Below are 22,731 nucleotides of genomic sequence, written 5' to 3' on the forward strand. Positions count from 1 at the left end.
CAGGGTCACTCACCGGGCATGGATTGCAATGGCGGCGCCGGGCGGGGGGGGGCGCCAGGCCATAATCGACATAAACTGGATGGCCAGGACTCTTCGCTACACTGAAGTCATTCCGCCTTGCGCGGAGCCGATACCACAAAAAAAGGGCGGCTCGCTCGCGCGAACCGCCCCTTCTTTAGATGCTGCCTTCGATCAGAAGCGAACGCGCGCCGCGACGAAGAAGTCACGGCCAAGCACGTCATACACACCAGGATAGGTGTTTGCCTGCTCCTGATTGTCGCCAATCAGCTGTGGCGTGCGACCGCCGATGTTGCTGACACCTGCCGTCAAAGTGAGGTTCTTGGTCACTTCATACGCCATGGTCAGATCGAACACGTCATAAGCGGCAAGGCGTTCCACCGAATAAAGCGTCGTCACATCATCATCGTTGACTGCCGACAGATGCCGCCAGCGCAGGCTGGTGGTCAGCGGGCCGTCAAGCCAGCTGAGACGCGAGTTGAACTTCCACTTCGACTGCGGCGTGCCGCAGGTGTTGCCGAAGAAGCCAGCGCATTCGATCGACGTGTTCTGGCCAACCACTGGGACGAACGTGTTCTTGTCCGTCCAGGTGCCCTGGAAGTTGAAGCTGAGCTTCGACGAGCTGGAGACGAGACCGAAGTCCAGCGGCTGAAGATAGTTCACTTCCCAGTCAATGCCGGAGGTCGACAGCGACGACAGGTTTGCCGCACCACCAAACACCACCGATGCGGAGCCGTTAGGGTTGATCTGACCGTCAAGCGAGCCCGTACCAACGTTACGGTTGATCAACCGGCAAAAGCCGTTGTTCGGATCCTGGAACACATTGTAGCACAGGTTCAGAATGTTGGCGACGCCGCCACCCGCCGTCGCAATCGAGTTACCGATTTCGATGTTGAAGTAATCGACGGTGAGCGACAGGCGCGGGATGAAGCTAGGCCGCAACACCGCACCAAAGGTGTACGAGGTCGACTCTTCAGCGTTCAGATTGGGGTTGCCACCAAATTGTGCCTGGATCTGGGTGTTTGCCTGCAGAACTGAAGGAACACCCTGGCCGATATTGGCAGCGGGGACGCCAGTTGCGAGACAGGTATTCCGCAAACCGCCAGGAGCCAGTGCCGCTGCAGTGGTGCAGGGATCGGTTACGGTTGGGAAGCCGGTCTGCAAGCCACCGAACAATTCGCCGACGTTCGGTGCGCGAACAGCGCGTGAATATTGGCCGCGGAACTTGATGTCACGAATGGGTGCCCATTCCAGACCGAAAGCATAGGTGCCTACGCCACCGATCGACCGGATCGAATAATCCGAATAACGACCCTGAACAGACAATTCGAGGCTGTAGAAGAAGGGCTGATTGGCGGCGATTGGGATACGAAGTTCGCCAAAGCCTTCCTTCACATCATAGCTGCCTGCCGTGGCGTTACCAGCGTTGAAGCCGATGACGTCACCCGAAGACAGCGCGGTATCAGGAATGAACTGCGATGCGACCCGACGATATTCGCCGCCGACCACGAAGCCGATTGGGCCACCGCCCCAGCCGAGGTCATACAGGTTACCGCTGACCGTACCGTTGGCAACCTGAAGCGTCGAGATGTCGTTGTTCTGGGCAACGATCGAAATCTGGCGGATCGATGCTGCGCTCAGCGTGTTCGGGCCGAAGATATCGATCGCAGCATCGGTACCATCAAGACCACGCTGGAATGCCGCCCGCGAAATGTTGCCCTGCTGCACGTTCGCATTCCGCGTCCGTGCATAGCTGTAATAGGCATCATATTTCAGGCCGGTTTCGCCGATATTGCCCTTCAGGCCGAACAGAACGCGGAAAGCGTTGCGCTCGTCGAGATTGGCACGACCGCCGCTTTCAACCGTGCGGCGGTTGATGGCGAGCTGCACAACGCCTGTGGCGTTTGCAGCGGCTGCCAGACCAGCGAACAAAGGAGTCTGGCCGTTGGCGGCGCGGGCTACGTTGATCGCCGTTTCATTGGCATCCAATTGCCGCAGCGCCGTGACGTCTGCTGCCGTCAGGAATGGCGAAACAGCGTTGATGTTGACGTTGAACGAACCGGTGACAGGCGTCGCCGCCAAGACGTTGTCAACGCGGTTGTTGACGAACGAAACTTCCGAATATGCCGTAACATAATCGTTGATTTCATAGTCGGCAAAGGCACCGAGCAGATAACGCTCCTGCGGCACCTGCAGGAAGTTGACCGGTGCATAGTTATAAATGTCTGTCGCGGAAACATAGGGGCTCAGTGAAGAGGTCCCATCGCGCGAGATACCACCAAAGCCGTTGAACACCGTGCCGGCGGCACGGTTCAGCGCGACACCGTTAACGGTTGCCGTGGCAGGCGCGGAGAAGCGGCCGGCCGGAATGGTCGACGAACCGCCTGGAGCAAAGCCACCGGCGCCATTATCGGCGAGTGCAAACCGCGAGAAATCGCGATCGCCCTGGAACACCGCGTCGCGGCGATAATATTCGGCATAAGCCGTAATGTGCCCGCGACCGTCACCAATGTCCGAACCAAAGGCAAGGTTGCCGTTGAAACGCGTGCCGTCGCCAGCCTCGGTTACCGAATACTGGGCGCCAGCTTCAAAACCGGAAAGGTTGTTGCGAAGACGGAAGTTCACAACGCCGGCAATGGCGTCCGAACCGTACACTGCCGATGCACCACCGGTCACCACGTCGACACCTTCAAGAAGGAACGCAGGGATCGTGTTCAAATCGACCGTCTGGGCGGTATCGTAGAACATCCAGCGACGACCGTTGACGAGGACGATGTTACGCGCCGAACCCAGACCACGCAGGTTGAGCGTCGCGATGCCGCCGCCGGGGTTGTTCGAGAAGCCCGTGGTGCCAGGAATAACCGACGGCAGCAGGTTGATGACCTGCTCGACGTTGACCGAACCGCTGAGCTTGAATTCCTCAGCCGAAATGACGCTGAGCGGCGCAGCCGTATCAAGGCTCGGACGCGCGATGCGCGAACCGGTGACGACAATGGCGTCCGACGAATCAGCCTCTGATGGACCAGATTGGGCAAGTGCCGGTGATGCGAACGCGGTAGCGCCGATCAACAACGTCGATGCCAGCAAACTGTTGCGGAAATTGCTCTTCATTTTTTTCCCCTTCTAGAGGCTAAACGCAGCCCGAACTTTATCGAAGAAACCCAGCAAGGGTATCCTACAGATAGCATCGGTATAAAGTCGGGCCCTTCACAGCAGCAATGGAGAAACGCAGGACATCACTTTTTTGAGCTTCGAAGTGACAAAACTGCAACATGGTTGTCGTATTATAGCAGCAATACACCTAGCTGCGTTTTGCCTTGTCAGCATAGGGCGGTCGCGCGATACCAGCGGTCATTCTTGGGAGATGGGACGTGCGCAATTTTGTTCTGCTGATAGCAAGTCTTATGATCACAATGCCAACGATGGCTGCCGCAGCGACGATCGATCAAACCACCGATGAGGGCGCATCCCGGGTCGTGGCGGAGTTGACCGCATGCCGCAGCATTGCCGATGCGACCCAGCGCTTGGCCTGTTTTGATCGCACTGCTGCTGCGTTGGTGACGGCCCAGGAGAACAAGTCGATCGTCGTGGTTGATCGCGCCGAGGTAAAGAAAGCGCGTCGCTCGCTCTTCGGCTTTGCCCTGCCCAACATCAATTTATTCGGCAAGCCGGGGGAATCGAGCGAGAGCGACGTTCAGGAGATCACCGCTAAAATCATCAAGGTTGGTTTGGCTGGTCAGCAGCTTTTCACCCTGACGCTGGACGATGACACGATCTGGCGGATGGGCGAATCGCTCGGCAGATATCCACCGGTCCCGGGTGATAAGGTCAACATTATCCGCGGTAGCTTAGGCAGTTTTCGCGCCAGCATCGCCGGCAGCCGCTATATCCAAGTAAACCGGGTTCGCTGACCCTGCAGCCCGGCTGGTTGCCATCGCCACCGCTATTGCACCACCGGCATCGGCCCGGCGAGCAGCAGCGGATCGATCCGGCTGTTGTGCCATTTGAGCGACCAGTGAAGATGCGGCCCGGTCGCTCGCCCGGTCATGCCGACGGCACCGATCCGCTGGCCGCGCTTGATCGTTTCGCCCACCCGCACGTCGATCCGCGAGAGGTGCAGGAAGGCGCTGTTGAGCCCCATGCCATGGTCGATCATCAGCAAATTACCCTCCAGCGTGAAGGGATGATCAGCAGCGAGGATCACCACGCCATCGGCCGGCGCGATTACTGGCGTGCCGGTCGGCTGCGCAACATCGCTGCCCGAATGATAGCTGCCCGCCTCGCCATTCTTGTAAATGCGCTGCGATCCGAACATGCCGGAGAGCCGCCCGACCACTGGCCAGAGAAATTGTTGCTGCCAGCCGGTCGAATTGACGCTGATCTGGCGGGCGGCATTGATCTGTTCAAGCTCGGCAGGGCGCAGCCGGTCGAACTCTTCGCTGGGCTGGGCAAAGCGCGGCAATGAATTGAGTCGTTCGATATTCCATGCCCGCCTGGCCACGGTCAGCACTTCATCGATCTGGCGTCCGTCTTCGAGCGTGGCAGACAGCGTCGCGCTGGCCGGGGCGTCCCGATCAAAAGCGATCAGGAAGCGGCCATCCGCCGTCATCGGCAAGGGCGCGCCATTAAAGCTGAGCAACGTGGTGCCGGCGGGAACGCTGCCGATCACCGTGCCGCCCTGGATCATCGGCCCGGCCAGTCGAAAGCCAGTCTGCGTGAGCAGGCGCTGATTGGCGGTGATGGCAGACGGCGCCATCGGCTTTACCGGGGCCGGCGCGGTTGGCTTGGCGATCGGCTTGGCTGACGGCGCTTCGGGCCGTTCGGCGGCGGGCGCGATGCAGCTGCCCTGGACGATCATGATCGCAACCCCGGCGGCAAAGCGTCTGGCGCGATGAATGCCCCCCGGCCGCCTCATGCCGGCGTCATCGCCGCCATCGCCACCGCTGCGCTGGCATAGGGCTGTTGCAGCGCCACGCTCCAATAGCGCAAGGCATCGAGTGGAATGCGCTCGCCCGTCACCGCGCAATCGACGTGATCGCCCGGGGCCAGCACGCGAAAGCTGTTCGCCATATAATGCAGCCGGGCGGCGCGATCAGTATTCGACATCAACATGGCGGGTATTCCTCAACGGGCCGACGGGCATCTGCCCAGCTGCGTTCCAGATCCGTTATAGCAGGCTGGGCTGGGCGCTGACGGGTTTTTCATAGGGCTTTGCGGACGTGCGCTCAACCCGCGCCGCAACCGCTCCATCCCCAAAGTGGAGCATCAGCGCGCCAGCCGCCCGGGCTTCTTCGGCCGTAGTCACCACCCCGCCGCTCCGCGCCTCAACCAGCACATAGCCGCGCTTGAGCAAGCCCTTGGGATTAAGCGCATCAAGGAGCTTGCCAGTCCGCGCCAGCCGATCGCGCGCGCCCGACAGCTGCCGTGCGAGCATCGCTGGCCGCAGCACCGTGCCGGCACGATCAAGCTGACGGCGACCGCGCGTTACCCGTGCTTCCAGCGCGCGATCGAGCCGTTGGCCGAGATCGTCGACCCGTTGCCGTTGTGGCCCGAGCAAGGCGTCACGTCGGGGCAGCAGCCGCGCCAGCGCCGTCAGCCGCTCGCGACCGCGCTCCTGATAGCGCCGCGCACAGCGTTCAGCACGCACCCCATAGCCCGCCACAGTCGCGATCAGATCGGCGCGCACCGGCACCGCAATCTCGGCTGCGGCGGTTGGCGTCGGCGCGCGCAGATCGGCGGCGAAATCGGACAGGCTGGTATCGGTTTCATGGCCAACTGCGGAGATGATTGGAATCTGGCAATCGGCGATGGCGCGGACAACGACTTCCTCGTTGAACGCCCAGAGATCCTCGATCGAGCCGCCACCGCGCGCGACAATCACCAGATCGGGGCGCGGCACCGGCCCGCCCGGCGCAATCGCATCAAAGCCGCGCACGGCGGCGGCAATCTGCCCCGCTGCCGCCTCGCCCTGTACCGCCACGGGCCAGACGATGACATGGCTGGGAAAGCGATCCGCGAGCCGGTGCAGGATATCACGGATCACCGCCCCGGTCGGCGACGTCACCACCCCAATTGTGCGCGGCAGAAAGGGCAAGGGCTGCTTGCGCGCCGGATCGAACAACCCCTCGCCTGCCAGTTTCGCCTTCAGCTTTTCGAACAGCGCCATCAGCGCGCCTTCGCCGGCCAGCTCCATCCGATCGATCACGATCTGATATTTGGAACGGCCCGGATAGGTGGTGAGCTTGCCGGTGGCGATCACTTCGATCCCGTCCTGCGGGGTAAAGGCCAGCGCGTTCGCTGCGCCTTTCCAGATCACCGCGTCGATCACCGCGCTGTCGTCCTTCAGCGCCAAATAGACATGGCCCGACACCGCACGCTTATAGCCCGATATCTCGCCGCGCAGCCGGACATGGCCGAACTCGCCCTCAACAAAGCGCTTCAACTTCAGCGACAATTCGCCGACGCTCAAAGGGGCTGCATTGTCGCCGGGGAGCGTCTCGGCTACCAGCCGGGCGCTGCCGCCAGTGTCGTCATCATCGGAGAAGCTATTGACCATGAACGTCCTGCTGATCGGATCGGGCGGCCGCGAGCATGCGCTGGCGTGGAAACTGGCACAATCGCCGGGCCTGTCCACCCTCTATGCCGCACCCGGCAATCCGGGCATAGCCCAGCATGCAGTGATCGCCGCGATTGATCCCGCGGACCACCGCGCCATCATCGATTTCTGCCTGCGCAATTCGATCCAGCTGGTCGTGATCGGGCCGGAAGCGCCGCTGGTTGACGGGTTGGCGGATAATCTGCGGACAATGAAGATCGCGGTGTTCGGCCCCGACGCCAAAGCGGCGCAGCTTGAAGGCTCCAAAGGCTTCACCAAGGATTTGTGCAAGCGCGCCGGCATTCCGACGGCGCGCTATGCCCGGGTAACGTCGCGCGACGGCGCGCTGGCGGCGCTTGGTGATTTCGCCCTGCCGGTGGTGATCAAGGCCGATGGTCTTGCCGCCGGCAAAGGCGTGACGATCGCTGCCACCCGCGACGAAGCCGAAGCGGCGCTGGAGGGCATGTTTGGCAAATCGGGCGGCGATGCAGTGATCGAGGAATTTCTGACCGGCGAAGAAGCCAGCCTGTTCGTGCTGACCGATGGCACCACGATCCTGCCCTTCGGATCGGCGCAGGACCACAAGCGCGTCGGCGATGGCGATACCGGCCCCAATACCGGCGGCATGGGCGCCTATAGCCCCGCGCGGGTGCTGACCCCGGCGCTGGAGGCGCAGGCGATCGACATGATCATCGCGCCGACGGTGAAGGCAATGGCCGATGCCGGCATGCCCTTTTCGGGCGTGCTCTATGCCGGGCTGATGCTGACCGCGGACGGCCTCAAGCTGATCGAATATAATGCGCGTTTCGGTGATCCCGAATGCCAGGTGCTAATGCTGCGGCTGGAGAGCGATCTGCTCGCGCTGATGCTCGCGACCGCGCAGGGGACACTGGCGGATTGCCCCGCACCGGTATTTTCGGACGATGTCGCGTTGACGGTGGTGATGGCCGCGCGCGGCTATCCCGGCACGCCCGAAGCGGGCGGCGCGATCGGTGATCTGGCGGCAGCAGCGGCGACTGGCGCCGTGATTTTCCAGGCGGGCACGCGCGACATCGACGGCGCCCTGGTCGCCAGCGGCGGCCGAGTGCTGACCGTCACGGCCCGCGCCGCCGATGTCCGCACCGCCCAGGCGCTGGCCTATCGCGGTGTTGACGCCCTTGATTTTCCGAGCGGCTTTTGCCGACGCGATATCGGGTGGCGCGAAATTGCCCGTGAATCGGTATGATGACTGGCCGCAGCGGTTGGACCACGACCCCACGGCCCCTATCCAGGGTACGCCGCACGGCCAGAGGAGAGTGACGCCATGTTGACCAGTACCACAGCCGGCGCCGGAACGATGACCTCGGTCAGCTTTGTCCTGATTACCCTGGGTATCATCTTCGCCGTTGCGATGATCCTGTGGGGAGCGATGCGCCGCCGCGTCAAGGAAGGCGAAATCGCCGAGGCGAAGCGCCATGCCGTGGACGCCGGCCACAGCCCGACGGTGATTGCGCCGGACGCGCCAATCGAACCCCCCGTCGCGCCTGCTGCCCCGACGACCGAGTCAGATCCTCAGCCCACCCGCGCCGACGCCGCTGTCTCTGATCCGGTTGCCGCGACACCAACGGCGGAGTCCGCATCGGGTGAACCATTACCCGTCACGCTGTTAAAGGGGCTTGGGCCAAAAGCGGCGGCGCGGCTGGCGGCGCTGGGCATCACCACAATCGATCAGCTCGCGGTCCTCTCGCCCGACGAAATCACCGCGCTGGATGCGCAGATGGAAAGCTTTGTCGGGCGGATCGCGCGGGATCGCTGGATCGAACAGGCGCGGTTGCTGGCGACCGGCGACAAGGCGGGATTCGAAGCGGCCTTTGGCAAGCTGGGGGGTTAGGACGTCAACCCATCAACGACCGCTACCGGCACAAGGGCTGAAGGGCCGACTTTGGGTGGATTCCTGTCCGACAGCTTTCGGGAAGCTCAAAGCCGATAGCCGCCCTTCGATCGCGCTGCGCCGCGACGGCAGCAGTCGACCCAGTTGTCGCCGTTCCTGCCTCGCTCTCCGAACAGGCTGCTCACACCGACAGCGGCCATTCGCAGTTAAGGAAGCGGATCGTCGAGATGCCCTTTCATTCATGCTGTCGGACATTGATCAGTTGCGACCCGAACCCGCAAATTGCAGCCAGAACCGAGCTTTGGTGTGGTCAATCGTCGCGTTAGGACTATGCGCCGCTGCGAACTTCACTGAGCAGTGATTCATTCTCAGGGGGATTTTTGGGGCTCATATACTTGATTGACCCATTTTTACAATCGCGCCAAATGTCACCGTAATCACTGGAATTTCCAGATTTCACTCGGCCGCGACGAGTGTTTCATTTTCCCGCGCCCATTGAGCTTTGATTGAACGCGATGTCTGGCGTGACCCGTCGGGGCTCCATCCGGGCGGGCCGAAGACAAAGCCGATGACATCGCGCGCCGAACGGGCTCCGGCCACATCCTTGGCAATGGCCGCCCATTCATGCAGCGCAACACGAAAAAGGTTAAAAGTACCCAGATTGGAAACGATGCCATAGCGACACGGTTCGTCATCGCGCTCGGCGGCAAAAGTTCCAAACATACGGTCCCAAATGATCAGGAACCCGCCATGATTGGTATCAAGATAGCTGGGATTGGTGGCATGATGGACGCGGTGGTGCGACGCGGTATTCAATATCCATTCGAACGGGCCAATCTTCTTTACTGCCTCGGTATGCACCCACAGCTGATAGGCGGCCGTGATCACGACAAACAGAAACACCATCGCAGGCGGGAAACCGATGAAAAATAATGGCAAACGGATGAAAAAACCAATTCCCAACAATCCTGTCCATGATTGCCGCAACGCCGTTGAGCCGTTGAAATGCTGCGATGAGTGGTGAATCACATGGCTCGCCCACCACAGCCGATGCTCATGACTGAGCCGGTGTCCCCAATAATAAACAAAATCCTCAGCAAAAAAGCACAGGATCAGCGCCCACCATGTCCAGCCGATATCAAAAAGCCGTGCATCATAGACGAGTAGGATAATTGCCAGATGGATGCCCGCATAGGCCGCGTCGGTAAACAAGCTGACAGCGCCCATCACTAACGAAGTGGCCGTGTCCTTGACTTCATAAGCACCATTGTTACGGCGACGCGCCCATAACATCTCCGCGATGATCACGAAGAAAAATACAGCAATTGAGATGCCCAGAATATTGGCCGTTGCCCACGCAGGAGTTTCTGGAGTCACGATTTATTTCCTGTTCTTTGGAGCATATCAAGCCAAGCGGGCAGAGTAACTAATGTCGTTTTCAACGTCACCGCTGAAAATCCCAAATCCTTGAACTGCATTTTGATCGACAAACGCTCACCCGGTGAGGCGTATGAACTTACAAGCGAATCAACAGCCGACTGCGGAAAGATCCGTGTTGCGACCTTATCGCCAACCATTTTTGCAACGAGTAGCTGGCCATCACGAAGCAACGCAATGCCGCCTGCCCCGCCAGCGTCCATCAGATGTTGCGTGGCCCCGCCATAGGGTGCGCTCAACGCCAGAAACTCATCTTCGCTCCCAAAACGCCGCCCGCCGCGAAATCCCAGAAAATAGGTCAGGCAAATCAGAAAAGCCGTGGCCGTCAATGATACAAGCGGGCCAAGTAATGCGGCTGTCATGATGATACCCCCTCGCTGCGCATCGAGAACGAACCTAGCACAAAGGCCACGACCAACACATACCAGACAGCCACCAATGTGTGGAAGATGTGCCAGCCAAGTGCCGGATAGTCAGCACGGAACGGCATGCTGGCAAGGCCCGCGAACAGCAAGAAGGCAAAGCTGCCCGCAGCCAGAAATTTCCGGTCCGCTGTGTTGCGATAGACCAAGGCTGCGCCAACCAGAATCAAAGCAGCCAATAGCAACGGATGGACCTCGGGAAAAGTCATGCTCAGCGCCGCAGCAACCGCACCGAGCACCGGGGGTAGCCATGCTCTCCACCCCAACAGCGCCCCAAATATGCAACCAAGGCCAAATATCGTGCCATATTGCGATAGAAATTCGTGGAGGATTACGATGTCGCCGGTCATTCGAGCGGCAATTCGGATCACCGCAACAAATGCAGCGACAGCGATAGCTGCTAGACCGACTGCAAGCCACCGATCCACGCGCCACGTCAGCGCAACCGCACATATCGCCGCGACGACGATCAGCGCCTCGCTCAACGCGAAGTGTAGGGGCAGATGATCCATAACTTGCCGCCATATCCAAAAAATTGTGTCTGACACAAAACGAATTGACCCGACACCGCTCTTCTCCAATCCCTCTAAAGCTGCCTGTGAGCAAACCTTCAGCCTCGCTCGCTCAAAGGCTTGGCGCCACGAAAACCTAAATGTCACTTCCCACTGACAGCGAACGTTCGACGCATAAACAGGAAATGGCAGCAATGTCCTAGGGGGCGCCATTCCTCATAACGCGACGAGTACAAAATGAGCGGCGGCTTTCGGGATTGGCTGAAGACGCCTTAAATGGCGACAACTGGGGCGAAACCGGCCAATCCTGTCCTACAATAACGACTCGTGCTACACGTCCCTCGCTCTTTCACACCGTTGACCGACTTCACTTCGCCATTGGGAAGCACTGCCTGCCTCGCCAAAGGGTTGCCCCCTGACGACGATCTGGCGAAACTATCGCATCAGTGCGAACATTCGTGAACATTCGCATCCGGGCCCAACCTGAACCCCAGCCTCAATAAACGTCCGCTAGCAGACCAGTCATTGGAGCATTTGAATGGGGCAGTGTGGGGCGACAGCCGACTGGCCGGTTTAATGAGTGTACGGCCTAATCCGCGCGCACCACAGCACTAACCAGCAATTTGTCGATCCGCCGCCCGTCGAGATCGACCACTTCGAACTTCCAGCCCTGTTCGACAAAGCTTTCGCCCTCGCCCGGCAAATGCCGGAATACCGCCAGCGCGAGCCCGGCGACGGTCGCATAATCGCGGTCCTCGGGCAGATCGATGCCAAGCCGTTCGGCGAGCGCGTCCGCCGCCATCTGGCCTGCGACCAACAGGCTGCCATCGTCGCGCACCACGACATTGGGTTCGTCATCGGGATCAGCATCCGACGCAAATTCACCGGCGATCGCCGACAGCAGATCAGCTGGCGTCACAATCCCTTCAAAATGGCCATATTCGTCATGCAGCAGCGCCATGGGCACTTCAGCGCGGCGCAGCGCGTTGAGCACGTCCATCGCATCGACTTGATCAAGCACCACCGGTGCATGCCGCATCAGCTTGCGCAGCGACAGCGGCTCGCCAGCGAACACCGCCGCGACAATATCGCGCGCCTGGACGACGCCGATCACGGCATCGACTGAGCCCTCCACCACCGGCAACCGGGTATGGGTGGCGGTGGTCAGCGCGGCGCGGATGCCGGCCTCATCGAGATCAACATCAAGCCATTCGATATCAGTGCGCGGCGTCATCACTTCGCGCGCCGGACGATCCGCCAGCCGCACGACGCCGGAAATGATCGAGCGCTCATGCTCCTCGATCACGCCAGATTTGGAGGCTTCAGCGACAATCATGTGCAGCTCTTCGGCGGTGACATGATCTTCCGATTCGCGCTGCAACCGCATCAGCCAGAACAGCCCCGCGCTGGTTGAATCGAGCAGCCAGACCACCGGCGCGGTCGCGACTGCCAACCACTGCATCGGCGCCGCCATCACCACCGCAATCGCCTCGGGCGCACGCAGCGCGATCTGCTTGGGCACCAGTTCGCCGACCACTAGCGAGGCAAAGGTGGTGATGCCGATCACGGTTACAAAACCAACTGTCTGCGCCAAATCGTTTGCCATGCCCATCAAGGCCAGCCGGGCGCCAACGGGTTCGCCAAGACTTGCCCCGGAATAAGCGCCAGCGATGATGCCGATCAGCGTGATGCCGATTTGCGTCGTTGACAGAAATTTGCCGGGATCGGCGGCCAGCGCAATAGCAGCGCGCGCGCCGCGAATATTGGCGCGCGCCATCGCCTCCAGCCGCGCGCGACGCGACGAGACGATCGCCAGCTCCGACATCGCAAAGACGCCGTTGATGATGACCAGGGCCGCAATGATTGCGACGTCTATCCAGGGAAAGGGGGGAAGCGGTGCCATGGCGCTATCACGCCCTTTGCAGCGAATCGGCGCGCTTAACAACATGCCGCATGAATTAAGATCAAAGGCGCTCAGCGACGCGCCGCAAAAAAGTCCTTGAGCAGCGCCGCTGCCTCGCCCTCGCCGATGCCCGCATAAACTTCTGGCCGGTGGTGGCACGTCGGCTGGGTGAAGAAGCGCGGGCCGTGTGCGATTGCGCCGCCCTTGGCATCATCCGCTGCATAATAAAGCCGGTCGATCCGGGCATGGCTGATCGCGCCTGCGCACATCGCACAGGGCTCCAGCGTCACCCACAGATCGCAGCCATCAAGCCGATCGCGGCCAAGCACCACCGCCGCCGCGCGAATCGCCAAGATTTCGGCATGGGCGGTGGGATCATGCAGCGCGCGCGGCGCATTGGCGGCGGTGGCGATGATCTGCCCGTCTTGGACGATCACCGCGCCCACCGGCACCTCACCCGCCAAGGCGGCTGCACGCGCCGCCGCCAACGCGGCCCGCATCGCTTCTGGCAGCGGAAACATGCGTGCTTATGCGCCGATCTTGCCCGGATTGGCTAGATCGGGCGTTGTGCCGCAGATCCGAGATGCCCGGCCACCTCAGGCCTAATCACTCGGCATCCTGACTATTGGCTGGCTTTTCTACGGACATGGTTGGCACGGCAATCGTCTTTTGCGTGGTGCCAACGGTGGGGACGTCGATCGTCTTATTCTCCGTGCCGATTTCGATCTTGGCCATATTGACGGTGAATTCGGGCGCCTGGCCCCCTTCAAGCTTGAGTTGCGGCGCCTGGGCAAGCTTGTTTTGATCGATGCTGATCAACCCAATCGACCAGGCACCAACCACGGCAAGGGCAGCAAGCCCGACAAGAATCAAAATCGCGCGCATGAAGTAGGTCTCCTCTGGGGTATCGAACCGTTTGCGTAATAACGCCGCCAATGCGCAGTTAGTTTCATGCCAAAGCGTGAATCGGTTGACTGCACGGCCCGAACTGGCTATCCGCGCCCTCTTTCCGGGCAACCAGAATTCAGGAATTCAAGCAATGTCGCGTATTTGCGAACTGACCGGCAAGGGCCGGCAGGTGGGTAACAACGTATCCCACGCCAACAACAAGACCAAGCGGACCTTTCTGCCGAATCTGCAGAATGTGACGCTGTTGTCCGATGCGCTCGGCACCGGTGTGAAGCTGCGGGTGTCGACCAACGGTCTGCGCTCGGTCGAACATGTCGGCGGGTTGGACAATTGGCTGGTGAAGACCGCCGATGACCAGCTGTCGCTCAAGGCCCGTCGCCTGAAGCGCGATATCAAGAAAAAGCTGGCACCGACAACGGCAGCCGCCTGATCACGGCAGGTGGCGCACGCGGTTGCGTGCGCCAAATGTCGCTACATCAAGCCGAAAATGCAGCAACAGGCTTTGTTGCAGGTGTGACTGATTGTCGTCAGAGACGATCCAGAGCCCGATTCCGCCATCGGCTTCGCGCACCACCGCGATTCCCTCATAATTATCGCTGAGCACGGCGCGCGCGAATCGCGCGATTACCCTGCCCTGCACCGTCTTGCCCGGCGCAATCGCGCGCGGATCAACCATGGTCAGCGCCGCAGTAAAGCCGCTGGGCAAGCCAAAGCGGCGATTGAGCACCAGCAGCTGCCCGTCGGGTAGCTCGGCGATGTCGGTGGGGTTGAAGCCAGGCGGCGGCCGATAGCTAAAGCGAAACCCCTGCCGGCGGTTGCGGGTGGGATCACCAGAAAAGCGAATCGCCGCGCGATCATGCCGGCTGGATATGTTGGTCCCCCAATGGCCGGTCTCGCTCAACACCAGAAAACTGCCATCGTGCAGACGAACCATGGCTTCGGCACCGCCATTGGTGGGCCAATCCTGCATTGATTTTGGGGTCGCGTGGCGCAACGCCTTGCGCAGACCCGGACGGTACGCCCAGATCGCATTGGCATTTTCAAAGCCCACCCAGATCGTTCCGCTCGCCGGATCGCGCGTCATCGATTCGCTGTCGCGATCGCTCTTCTCCCAACCCGTGCCGGGGCCACCGGGCAATTCGGCAAAATCGCGATCATGTAGCTGCCCGGTCGAATCGAGCCGGAAGCGCACGATATTGCCGCCATCACTGAGCAATAGAAAGCGATCGCCCGTAACGATCAAGGATGAGAACCCGCCAAAACTGGGGTCGGGGCTAGTCAGGCGATAGCCGCGATCAAATACCAGATTGCCCAGTCGCGCATTGGCGGGTGCTGCGGGATAGAGGCGCACCGGCGTGGCGCTGAAGTCGGGCCGGGGCCCGAGCAGCGGCAGTCTTGCCACCGTCGACCAGCTTGGCACGCCGAGCCATAGCAATAGGATTGACCAGAAAAGGGGCGCGCGGGGCGGCTGCATGAACTTGTTCTTAGCCCAGTCACCCAATAGCGTAAGGCCTATCGCTCCCTGAACGGGCGATAACAGATGCATTCAGGGACGGCTCAAGCAGCTGGTCCCATAACCCCTTTATCGGACAGGAACTGCTCGCCTCGCGGCGCGCCCGATGAGGAGAATGATCATGTTGAAGAAATTATCGCTCGCCAGCGTCGCTCTCGCCATCAGCGCCAGCGCTCTTGTGCCCGTAACCGCCGCATCAGCCCAGTCCTATCGCGGGGGCTATACCCAGGACCAGTATCGCGGTGGTCAGTATGACGATCGCTACGCTGACGATCGGTTCAACGATGGGCGCTATAATGACGGGCGTTACAATGATGGCCGGTACAATCAGGGCTATAATGCCCGCTATGATGACCGCCAGTATCGCCGCAATTTTCGCGACAATCGCCGCTGCAATGACGGCACCGGCGGCGCACTGCTTGGCGCAATTGCCGGCGGGCTGCTCGGCAATTCGATCGCCGGCCGCGGTGATCGCACAGCGGGCACCTTGATCGGCGGCATTGGCGGCGCGCTCGCGGGCCGGGCGATCGAGCGCGACGGCCGCAATGGCTGCCGCAACTACCGCTAATTTCAGTTTCCTCGCGTAGCGTATCGAGGGCGAGGGCCGGTTTCCGCAAGGGGCCGGCCCTTTGTGTTGGGGTAAAGGCGCGGTGATGGCCGCGCGGTCGGGCAACGCCGGTTGCCGCGACTAGGACGACAGGCGGGCTCAGTCCGTCCTGCCAGACAACTGCTTTGCCGTTGTCGTTTGGATTTTAGCAAATATTGCCACGGCGGCAAAGCCGCCATCGACCGGGTTCTGCCGGAGCCGACCCGTCGACCGTGCCGAGCGCTGCGCTACGCGCATCGGCCCGCAGCCTGCGGCGCGCGGGCCTGCGCCCGTCAATACATATGCTGTCCGCCATTGATCGACAGCGTCGATCCAGTGACAAAGCCGCCATCGTCAGAGCACAAAAACGCCACGCCGCGCGCAATTTCCATCGCCTGGCCAAGCCGCCCGACCGGAATCTTGGCGACGATTTTTTCCAGCACATCAGCGGGCACGGCCGCAACCATATCGGTATCGATATAGCCCGGCGCGATCGCATTGACCGTCACGCCCGCGCGTGCACCTTCCTGCGCCAGCGCCTTGGTAAAGCCGTGAATGCCCGATTTGGCGGCTGCGTAATTGACCTGGCCATATTGGCCGGCCTGGCCGTTGATCGACCCGATATTGACGATCCGCCCCCATTTCCGGTCGCGCATGCCTGGAAACACCGCTTTGGCCATGTTGAAGCAGCCGCCCAAATTGGTATCGATCACCTCTTTCCAGGCTTGGTAGGTCAGCTTCATGATCGTGCCATCGCGGGTGATGCCGGCATTGTTGACCAGCACGTCAACCGGGCCAAGCGCCTCGACGACTGCCGCCGTACCGGCCTGACACGCGTCATAATCGGCGACGTCCCACTTGAAAGCCGCGATGCCGGTGCGATCGGTGAATTCGCGGGCGCGTTCATCATTGCCGCAATAATTGGCGGCGACCGTCATCCCCAGGTCTTTGAGCGCCAGGCTGATCGCCTCGCCAATGCCACGGGTACCCCCAGTTACGATCGCGACGCGTGCCATTGCTCTCTCCTGATTTTTTGTCGTCTTAGCTCTAAAGCTAGACTGGCCAGCCTTCAAGTTCACGTGCAATCAAGGCGCGCAGCATGCCGATCCCGTGCGCACTATCGTTCAGACAGGGCAGATAGGCAAAATGGGTGCCGCCATGTTCCTCAAAGCTTTCGCGCCCGCGAATCGCCAATTCCTCCAGCGTTTCCAGGCAGTCAGCCGAAAAGCCCGGGGCGACAATGGCAATCTTGGTGATGCCCTTGCCAGGTAGTGCCTCAAGCGTGTCGTCGGTGGCTGGTTCGAGCCATTTTGCCCGGCCAAAACGCGACTGGAAAGTGATGATCACCGGTCGCCCGAGCGCCTCGCTGAGCAGTCTTGCGGTTTTCTGGCAATGGCAGTGATAGGGATCGCCAAGCTCCAGCGTGCGCACAGGCATGCCGTGAAAGCTCACCACCACCGCTTCGGGTTCGAAATCAAGACCAGCTAGCCCCGCTTCGATCGATTGCTGCAATGCTGCGACATAGAGCGGATCGTCATAATAAGGCGGCAAGGTGCGCAGCGTCGGCTGCCAGCGCATCGCCGCCAGCGTTTCGAACGCCTTGTCATTGGCGGTCGCGGTCGTCGCGCCGCAATATTGCGGGTAAAGCGGCGCGAGCAATATCCGCTCGCAGCCAGCCTCTTTCATCGCGCGCAGCCGGTCAGGGATGGAGGGTTTGCCATAACGCATCGCCCAATCGACCGTCACATTCGGCCCGAATGCGCCTTGCAGCGCGGCTGACTGCGCCTTGGTGATGCTGGCGAGCGGCGAACCGTCTGGCCCCCAGACCTGAGCATAGGCCTCTGCCGATTTTTGCGGGCGGGTGTTGAGGATGATCCCGCGCAGAATCGGCTGCCACAGCAATTGCGGAATCTCCACCACGCGCTTGTCTGACAGAAATTCGGCGAGATAGCGTTTGACCGACCGGGTATCGGGGCCATCGGGCGTGCCCAAATTGGTCAGCAGCACGCCAATTCTGGCGCGCGCAACTGGCGGATGATCGGGGGGGAGAATCATGCTGGGTTTGCGGTAAACGGCAAGCGGCGCAAACGAAACCCCGCACTTGCCTGTAACGCATTGGCAATGGCGGGCGCGACGGGCGGCACCGCCAGTTCAGCGACGCCACCGGGGGCCGCCTCACTGCGGATCATCTCGATCGTGATGTCGGGGCAATCGGCAAGCCGCGGCAGCGACAAATCGCCAAGCCTGCGTGCATCAGCGACATTTTCGGTAAAACCTGTCGATCCCCCCAATGCCGCTGCCATGCCGAAGATCAGCCCGCCTTCAATCTGTTGGCGAACAATATCGGGATTAATCTGCCGCCCGCAATCAACCGCGGCAACCAGCCGATCAACCACGGGGCGCTGGCCATCTTCAAAATGCGCTTCAGCCAACACCGCAATATGGCTGCCGCGAAAACTGTGACAGGCGATGCCTTGCGCGCTGCCCGGGACGCCGCCTTCCCAGCCGCCAAGCGCCGCCGCCGTTGACAGACAGCGGACCAGACGTGGTTCAGCCGTGATCGATACGCGGAACGACAAGGGTTCGGTGCCCGCGACATGGGCCAGTTCATCAAGGAAACATTCGGTGAAAAAGGCGGTATAGCTATGCGCACCCGATCGCCAATGGCCGGTCGGCACGCCGATATCGGCGGGGTGGTGATCAATCGCATAATTGGGGAAGCGATAAAAAGGCAGCGCACCGGCCACGGCATAGGGATCACCCTCCCCCTGCAGCGCGAGTGCGGCGCGAACCGCCGGATCACCGACCGACAATCGATCAGCAAGCGCGCGGCCCGTGTTGGGGGTGGCAATCTTGGTCAACCAACCCATGATCGAGCCATTGGGTCCAAGCCGCGCCGTCAGCCGCGCGGCGGCGGGCGGGCGAAAGCGATCGTGCAGCAAATCTTCATAGCGCGACCAGACAAGCTGCACTGGCCGCTTCATCTGTTTGGCGAGCACCGCTGCTTGTTCAGCGACCAGATGCTCAAGATTGGCGCCAAAGGAACCGCCGATCAACATCGGGTGGACGATCACCGATTCTTCCGAAAGGCCGATCGCTGCGGCAGCGGCGGCGCGCGCGCGGCCCGGTGCCTGGGTCGGCAGCCAGAGTTCGAGCCGCCCCGCGTCGAGCCGTGCGGTTGCCGTCATCGTCTCCAGCGGGGCATGTACCGCAAGCCCCACCCGGTAATCGGCCATGACAACCTGCGCGCCCTTGAACACAGCAGCGAGATCACCCTGCGCGGCCATGCGCTGGCCCGGCCCGGCAAGCGCTGCATTCAGCGCAGAATCGATGCTATCACTGTTGATCAACGCCCCACGCGTTTCAAAGCGGGGGATCAGCGAATCGAGCGCGCGATTGGCGGCCCACCAGTTATTGGCAACCACCGCGACCGAGCGTTCCGCTTCGATCACCGCCAGCACGCCGCGAATCCGCTCCGCTGCCTTGCGATTGATTTTCACCAGCCGGCTATCGCCCACCGGGCCCTGCCGGATCGCGGCAAAAACCATATCGGGCAGGCGGATATCGCCGGCAAAATTGGCCGAGCCATCAACCTTGGAGGGCACATCGATCCGGGGCAGCGACTGGCCCGACAAGCGCCCAATCGCGCCGTCGCGCAGCGGCAGCGTTTCGGGGAGCTGCTCGTCCGCGGCCGCCGCTGCCAAGGCACCGAAGCGCAGCTTTTGCTGGCCATGGAGGACGAAACCGCCCTGGGTCGAGCATGCCTCCCACGCCACGCCCCAGCGCCGCGCCGCCGCCTTGCACAACAGCACCCGGCCCGCCGCCCCGGCCTGGCGCAAATCGCCTTCGAAATTGCGGATTGAACTTGAGCCCGCCGTCAGCACCAGCGCCGTCCGCGCGGCATGGCTGCGCTTCAGCCCCTCCGGCACACCGGCAAACACGCCTTCGAACAACTCGCCCGCGCCCAGATCATTGGCGTAAAGCGGGTTGAGCGGGGCGGGCTCCACCCCCACCGTGCGCCAATCCGCGCCAAGCTCATCGGCGACGATTTGCGGCATCGTGGTGTAGACGCCCTGGCCATGTTCGGCCTGCGGCACAGCGACGGTGACATGGCCATCCTCGCCGATCTTCAGCCAGGCGCCAAACGCGGTTTCGCCGGGCACCACCGTCAAGTTCGGCAGGTAACGGCGCGGCCAGATCGCCCAGGCAACGAACAGCCCAACGCCGGCCCCGCCGCCGATCAGCAGCGTCCGCCGATTAATCCTGTCGCTGATCCCGCCAATGGCCATCGCCCCGCTCTATCGCGGGTGGACGGCAGACGCCAGATCAAGCCGCAGCGGATTCGGTGGCATAAAGCGATCGATAGGTGGCGCGCAGCGATACCTTGTCGATCTTCTCCGTCCCCAGTCGCGGGAGCGGTGCCTCAGCGATCCAGATGCGCTTGGGCACCTTGAACGCTGCGATCCGCGCGGTCAGGAATTCGCACAACGCCTCCACATCCATCACCTCGCCAGCGCGGATATGCACGACTGCGCCCGGCACCTCGCCGAACCGCTCATCGGGCAGGCCAAATACCGCTGCCTCGGCAACATGCGGGTTTTCGTAAAGCGCGGCTTCGACTTCCTGGCATGAGATATTCTCCCCGCCCCGGATGATGATGTCCTTCTTGCGATCGACGATGAACAAATACCCCGCCTCATCAAGATAGCCGATATCGCCGGTCAGGAAATATCGGTCGGCGGTGAAGGCTTCGCTGGTGGCTTCGGGCCGGCCCCAATATTCCTTGAAGTTGCAGATTGACCGAATCCCCACTTCGCCGCGTTCCCCCTGCGGCACGGGTCGCCCGGCACCGTCCAGGATCGCCAGATCAACCAACGGGGCCGAGGCGCGACCGGTCGAATTGGGCTTGGCGAGGTAATTGCTGCGGAAGTTGCCGCAGCCAATGCCGTTGGTCTCGGTCAGGCCGTAGCCGAGCAGCGGCGCGGCCCCGCCCATTTCCTCGTTCAAGCGGCGGACATGCTCGACTGGGCGGGGCGCCCCGCCTGCGGCAAAATCAGTGACGCTCGACAGATTATAGTCAGCGCGCTTCGGGTGGGTTAAAATCTCGAAGCTCATCAGCGGGACGCCGACGAAATAAGTAACCGTCTCGCGCTCGATCAGCCGCATCGCCTCTTCGGCATCCCATTTCGGCATCAGCACCAGTTTGCGCCCCATCGCAAAACTTTGCAGGAACACCGGCACCTCGGCCGTAACGTGGAATAACGGGACATTGAGCAGGGTTGCGTGCTGGGTCGTGACCGGCTTGCCATCCTCGCTGGAGATACCCAGCATCATCAGCGCGGTGACCAGATAATTGAACACCGCCTGCATCACGGCGCGGTGATCGGAGAGCGCGCCCTTGGACTGGCCGGTCGATCCACTGGTGAACAGGATCGTCGCATTATCGTCGCCGCGCAGCATCGGCAGCATCGTCGTTGCACTGCCACCCCGGGCAAATAACGGCGCCAGCGCCTCTGCCAGCGGCAATCGATCATCGATCGCCATCACTTCGGCACCCAGCCCGGTCGCCTCGTCGAGCCGCTGAGCGCGGGGTGCATCGGCGAACACAAGGCGGCAATCGACATCATGGACCGCCCCGGCAAGCTCAGCGGTCTGCCACCAGCCATTCAGCAGCGTCGCCACCCCGCCGGCCATCAAGATACCCATGTAGAGCGCGATCCAGGACGGCGAATTGCGCATCGCAATGCCCACCCTGTCGCCCTGCTTGACGCCGCAGCCATCGACCAGCGCGCGCGCGGTTTGCTGCGCCAGCGCGAAAACTTCCGCAAAAGTCAGCCGCTCATCGCCCGAAACCAGAAAAGTCTTATCGGCATGCTCGTTGCAGAAATGCGCGAAATAATAGGTCATGGCAGGCGGTGCGACGGCAATCGTCGGATAGGTGCGCCCCTGTAGCTCGATTGGGATCACCGGCATTTGCCCACCCAAACCGGTGAGCGCGGCGAGGCCATTATCGATTCGGCGGTCGAGCTCAGTCTGCATATTTCTCTCCACTTGGTCTTATCGCTTGCACCCCTTATGGAAGCTCCGCAGCCTGGGGAAAAGCCTTGATCCTGTCCACCGTCGCCGAACACATCCGGTTTACCGATCTGGGATTGAACGACACGATCTTTCGGATCGGGTGGTTCAGCCTGAAATGGTATTCGGTTGCCTATATCGCCGGCATCGTCGTCGGCTGGTGGTATCTGCTGCGGCTGGTGGCACAGCCCGGTGCGCCGATGGCACGGCGCCATGTCGATGATCTGATTTTCTATGCGACTTTGGGCATCATTCTGGGCGGACGAATCGGCTATGTGCTGTTTTATCAGCCCGCGATGCTGCTCGCCCCGCTCCAGATTTTCAGGCTGTGGGAAGGCGGCATGTCTTTCCATGGCGGGGTGATCGGCACCACGATTGGGATGATGCTATTCGCGCGGTCACAACAGCTAAACCTGCTGCGCGTTCTTGATTATGTGGCGTGCGCCTCGCCCTTCGGCATGTTTTTTGGCCGAATCGCCAATTTCGTGAATGGCGAGCTGTATGGCAAACCCAGCGATGTCCCCTGGGCGATCATCTTTCCACGCACCGGCGATGATATCGCCCGCCATCCCAGCCAACTTTATGAGGCGGGACTGGAAGGCGTCGCTTTGTTTGCCCTGCTCTGGTATTTTTTCTGGCGGACCAAGGCACGGTACGATCCGGGTCGGCTGACCGGGATTGCGCTGGCCGGCATTGGCACGGGGCGGTTCATCGTCGAATTTTTCCGCGAACCCGATGAACAATTGCGCGCCTTTGCGGAAAGCACCGGGCTGCATATGGGCCAATGGCTGTGCCTCCCGATGATCCTGGGCGGTGCCTATCTGATCGCCACATCGACTCGGCGGCGGCAGCGCGTCGAGCCAATCGCTGGGGGCGAAAGCGTCGCCTGAG

General features: G+C 61.4%; 21 protein-coding genes. 6 read left to right on the forward strand and 15 right to left on the reverse strand.

What is annotated here, in order from left to right:
• Positions 1-192 precede the first annotated feature (192 nt).
• Entirely contained in the window at positions 193-3,129 is a 2,937-nt protein-coding gene (locus B7Y43_RS04665; RefSeq protein ID WP_374130454.1) for a TonB-dependent receptor domain-containing protein, read from the reverse strand.
• Positions 3,130-3,389: 260 nt separating this feature from the next.
• Here B7Y43_RS04665 and B7Y43_RS04670 point away from each other — a divergent pair, with 260 nt between their 5' ends.
• Positions 3,390-3,929 carry a hypothetical protein gene (locus B7Y43_RS04670; RefSeq protein ID WP_374130455.1) on the forward strand — a complete coding sequence of 180 codons (540 nt, stop codon included), beginning with the start codon at positions 3,390-3,392 and terminating at the stop codon, positions 3,927-3,929.
• A 32-nt stretch (positions 3,930-3,961) separates the two neighbouring features.
• Here B7Y43_RS04670 and B7Y43_RS04675 read toward each other — a convergent pair whose 3' ends face one another.
• Genes B7Y43_RS04675 through xseA form a run of 3 tightly spaced genes read right to left on the reverse strand, consistent with a single transcriptional unit; the run spans position 3,962 to position 6,574 of the window.
• Positions 3,962-4,933, reverse strand: a complete 972-nt coding sequence (locus tag B7Y43_RS04675) for a M23 family metallopeptidase (RefSeq protein WP_374130456.1) — start codon at positions 4,931-4,933, stop codon at positions 3,962-3,964.
• Positions 4,930-5,130, reverse strand: a complete 201-nt coding sequence (locus B7Y43_RS04680) for a DUF2093 domain-containing protein (protein ID WP_374130457.1) — start codon at positions 5,128-5,130, stop codon at positions 4,930-4,932. Before B7Y43_RS04680 ends, B7Y43_RS04675 begins: the two co-directional genes overlap by 4 nt.
• 55 nt (positions 5,131-5,185) lie before the next feature.
• Entirely contained in the window at positions 5,186-6,574 is a 1,389-nt protein-coding gene (gene xseA, locus B7Y43_RS04685) for an exodeoxyribonuclease VII large subunit (RefSeq protein WP_374130458.1), read from the reverse strand.
• On the opposite strand from xseA, the gene purD reads away from it, so the two are divergent.
• A complete protein-coding gene (purD, locus tag B7Y43_RS04690; protein ID WP_374130500.1) occupies positions 6,573-7,838 on the forward strand; it encodes a phosphoribosylamine--glycine ligase in 1,266 nt (421 codons plus the stop codon). The two genes, xseA and purD, sit on opposite strands and share 2 nt — an antisense overlap.
• Positions 7,839-7,916: 78 nt before the next feature.
• A complete protein-coding gene (locus B7Y43_RS04695; RefSeq protein WP_374130459.1) occupies positions 7,917-8,483 on the forward strand; it encodes a hypothetical protein in 567 nt (188 codons plus the stop codon).
• Between the two features lie 456 nt (positions 8,484-8,939).
• Here B7Y43_RS04695 and B7Y43_RS04700 read toward each other — a convergent pair whose 3' ends face one another.
• The 6 genes from B7Y43_RS04700 to B7Y43_RS04725 all read right to left on the reverse strand — a co-directional run bounded on the left by B7Y43_RS04700 (position 8,940) and on the right by B7Y43_RS04725 (position 13,642).
• Positions 8,940-9,860, reverse strand: a complete 921-nt coding sequence (locus B7Y43_RS04700; RefSeq protein WP_374130460.1) for a sterol desaturase family protein — start codon at positions 9,858-9,860, stop codon at positions 8,940-8,942.
• Positions 9,857-10,282: a hypothetical protein gene (locus B7Y43_RS04705; protein ID WP_374130461.1), complete on the reverse strand. Its 426-nt coding sequence runs from the start codon at positions 10,280-10,282 to the stop codon at positions 9,857-9,859. The genes B7Y43_RS04700 and B7Y43_RS04705 overlap by 4 nt, the downstream gene beginning before the upstream one ends.
• Positions 10,279-10,854: a hypothetical protein gene (locus tag B7Y43_RS04710; protein ID WP_374130462.1), complete on the reverse strand. Its 576-nt coding sequence runs from the start codon at positions 10,852-10,854 to the stop codon at positions 10,279-10,281. The genes B7Y43_RS04705 and B7Y43_RS04710 overlap by 4 nt, the downstream gene beginning before the upstream one ends.
• Before the next feature lie 589 nt (positions 10,855-11,443).
• Positions 11,444-12,757: a hemolysin family protein gene (locus tag B7Y43_RS04715; RefSeq protein ID WP_374130463.1), complete on the reverse strand. Its 1,314-nt coding sequence runs from the start codon at positions 12,755-12,757 to the stop codon at positions 11,444-11,446.
• Between the two features lie 71 nt (positions 12,758-12,828).
• The gene (locus B7Y43_RS04720; protein ID WP_374130464.1) at positions 12,829-13,278 is read right to left on the reverse strand and encodes a nucleoside deaminase; all 450 of its coding nucleotides are present in this window, start codon (positions 13,276-13,278) and stop codon (positions 12,829-12,831) included.
• An 85-nt stretch (positions 13,279-13,363) separates the two neighbouring features.
• Positions 13,364-13,642, reverse strand: coding sequence for a hypothetical protein (locus B7Y43_RS04725; RefSeq protein WP_374130465.1), 279 nt, complete (start codon positions 13,640-13,642; stop codon positions 13,364-13,366).
• Between the two features lie 154 nt (positions 13,643-13,796).
• On the opposite strand from B7Y43_RS04725, the gene rpmB reads away from it, so the two are divergent.
• Positions 13,797-14,096 carry a bL28 family ribosomal protein gene (gene rpmB, locus B7Y43_RS04730; RefSeq protein WP_374130501.1) on the forward strand — a complete coding sequence of 100 codons (300 nt, stop codon included), beginning with the start codon at positions 13,797-13,799 and terminating at the stop codon, positions 14,094-14,096.
• Here rpmB and B7Y43_RS04735 read toward each other — a convergent pair whose 3' ends face one another.
• Positions 14,097-15,140: an esterase-like activity of phytase family protein gene (locus B7Y43_RS04735; protein ID WP_374130466.1), complete on the reverse strand. Its 1,044-nt coding sequence runs from the start codon at positions 15,138-15,140 to the stop codon at positions 14,097-14,099.
• 160 nt (positions 15,141-15,300) lie between these two features.
• On the opposite strand from B7Y43_RS04735, the gene B7Y43_RS04740 reads away from it, so the two are divergent.
• A complete protein-coding gene (locus B7Y43_RS04740) occupies positions 15,301-15,747 on the forward strand; it encodes a glycine zipper 2TM domain-containing protein (RefSeq protein WP_374130467.1) in 447 nt (148 codons plus the stop codon).
• Between the two features lie 311 nt (positions 15,748-16,058).
• On the opposite strand, the gene phbB is transcribed toward B7Y43_RS04740, so the two are convergent.
• From phbB to B7Y43_RS04760, 4 genes are read right to left on the reverse strand one after another with little or no spacing between them, the layout of a single operon-like run.
• On the reverse strand, positions 16,059-16,781 hold the full coding sequence (gene phbB / locus B7Y43_RS04745) for an acetoacetyl-CoA reductase (RefSeq protein ID WP_374130468.1): 723 nt from the start codon (positions 16,779-16,781) through the stop codon (positions 16,059-16,061).
• 37 nt (positions 16,782-16,818) lie between these two features.
• Positions 16,819-17,820, reverse strand: a complete 1,002-nt coding sequence (hemH, locus tag B7Y43_RS04750; protein ID WP_374130469.1) for a ferrochelatase — start codon at positions 17,818-17,820, stop codon at positions 16,819-16,821.
• The gene (locus B7Y43_RS04755) at positions 17,817-20,054 is read right to left on the reverse strand and encodes a molybdopterin cofactor-binding domain-containing protein (RefSeq protein WP_374130470.1); all 2,238 of its coding nucleotides are present in this window, start codon (positions 20,052-20,054) and stop codon (positions 17,817-17,819) included. The genes hemH and B7Y43_RS04755 overlap by 4 nt, the downstream gene beginning before the upstream one ends.
• 37 nt (positions 20,055-20,091) lie before the next feature.
• The gene (locus B7Y43_RS04760) at positions 20,092-21,804 is read right to left on the reverse strand and encodes a class I adenylate-forming enzyme family protein (RefSeq protein WP_374130471.1); all 1,713 of its coding nucleotides are present in this window, start codon (positions 21,802-21,804) and stop codon (positions 20,092-20,094) included.
• Positions 21,805-21,869: 65 nt separating this feature from the next.
• On the opposite strand from B7Y43_RS04760, the gene lgt reads away from it, so the two are divergent.
• Positions 21,870-22,730, forward strand: a complete 861-nt coding sequence (gene lgt / locus B7Y43_RS04765) for a prolipoprotein diacylglyceryl transferase (protein ID WP_374130472.1) — start codon at positions 21,870-21,872, stop codon at positions 22,728-22,730.
• Position 22,731: the final 1 nt, after the last annotated feature.

This window comes from Sphingomonas sp. 28-62-20, assembly GCF_002281505.1.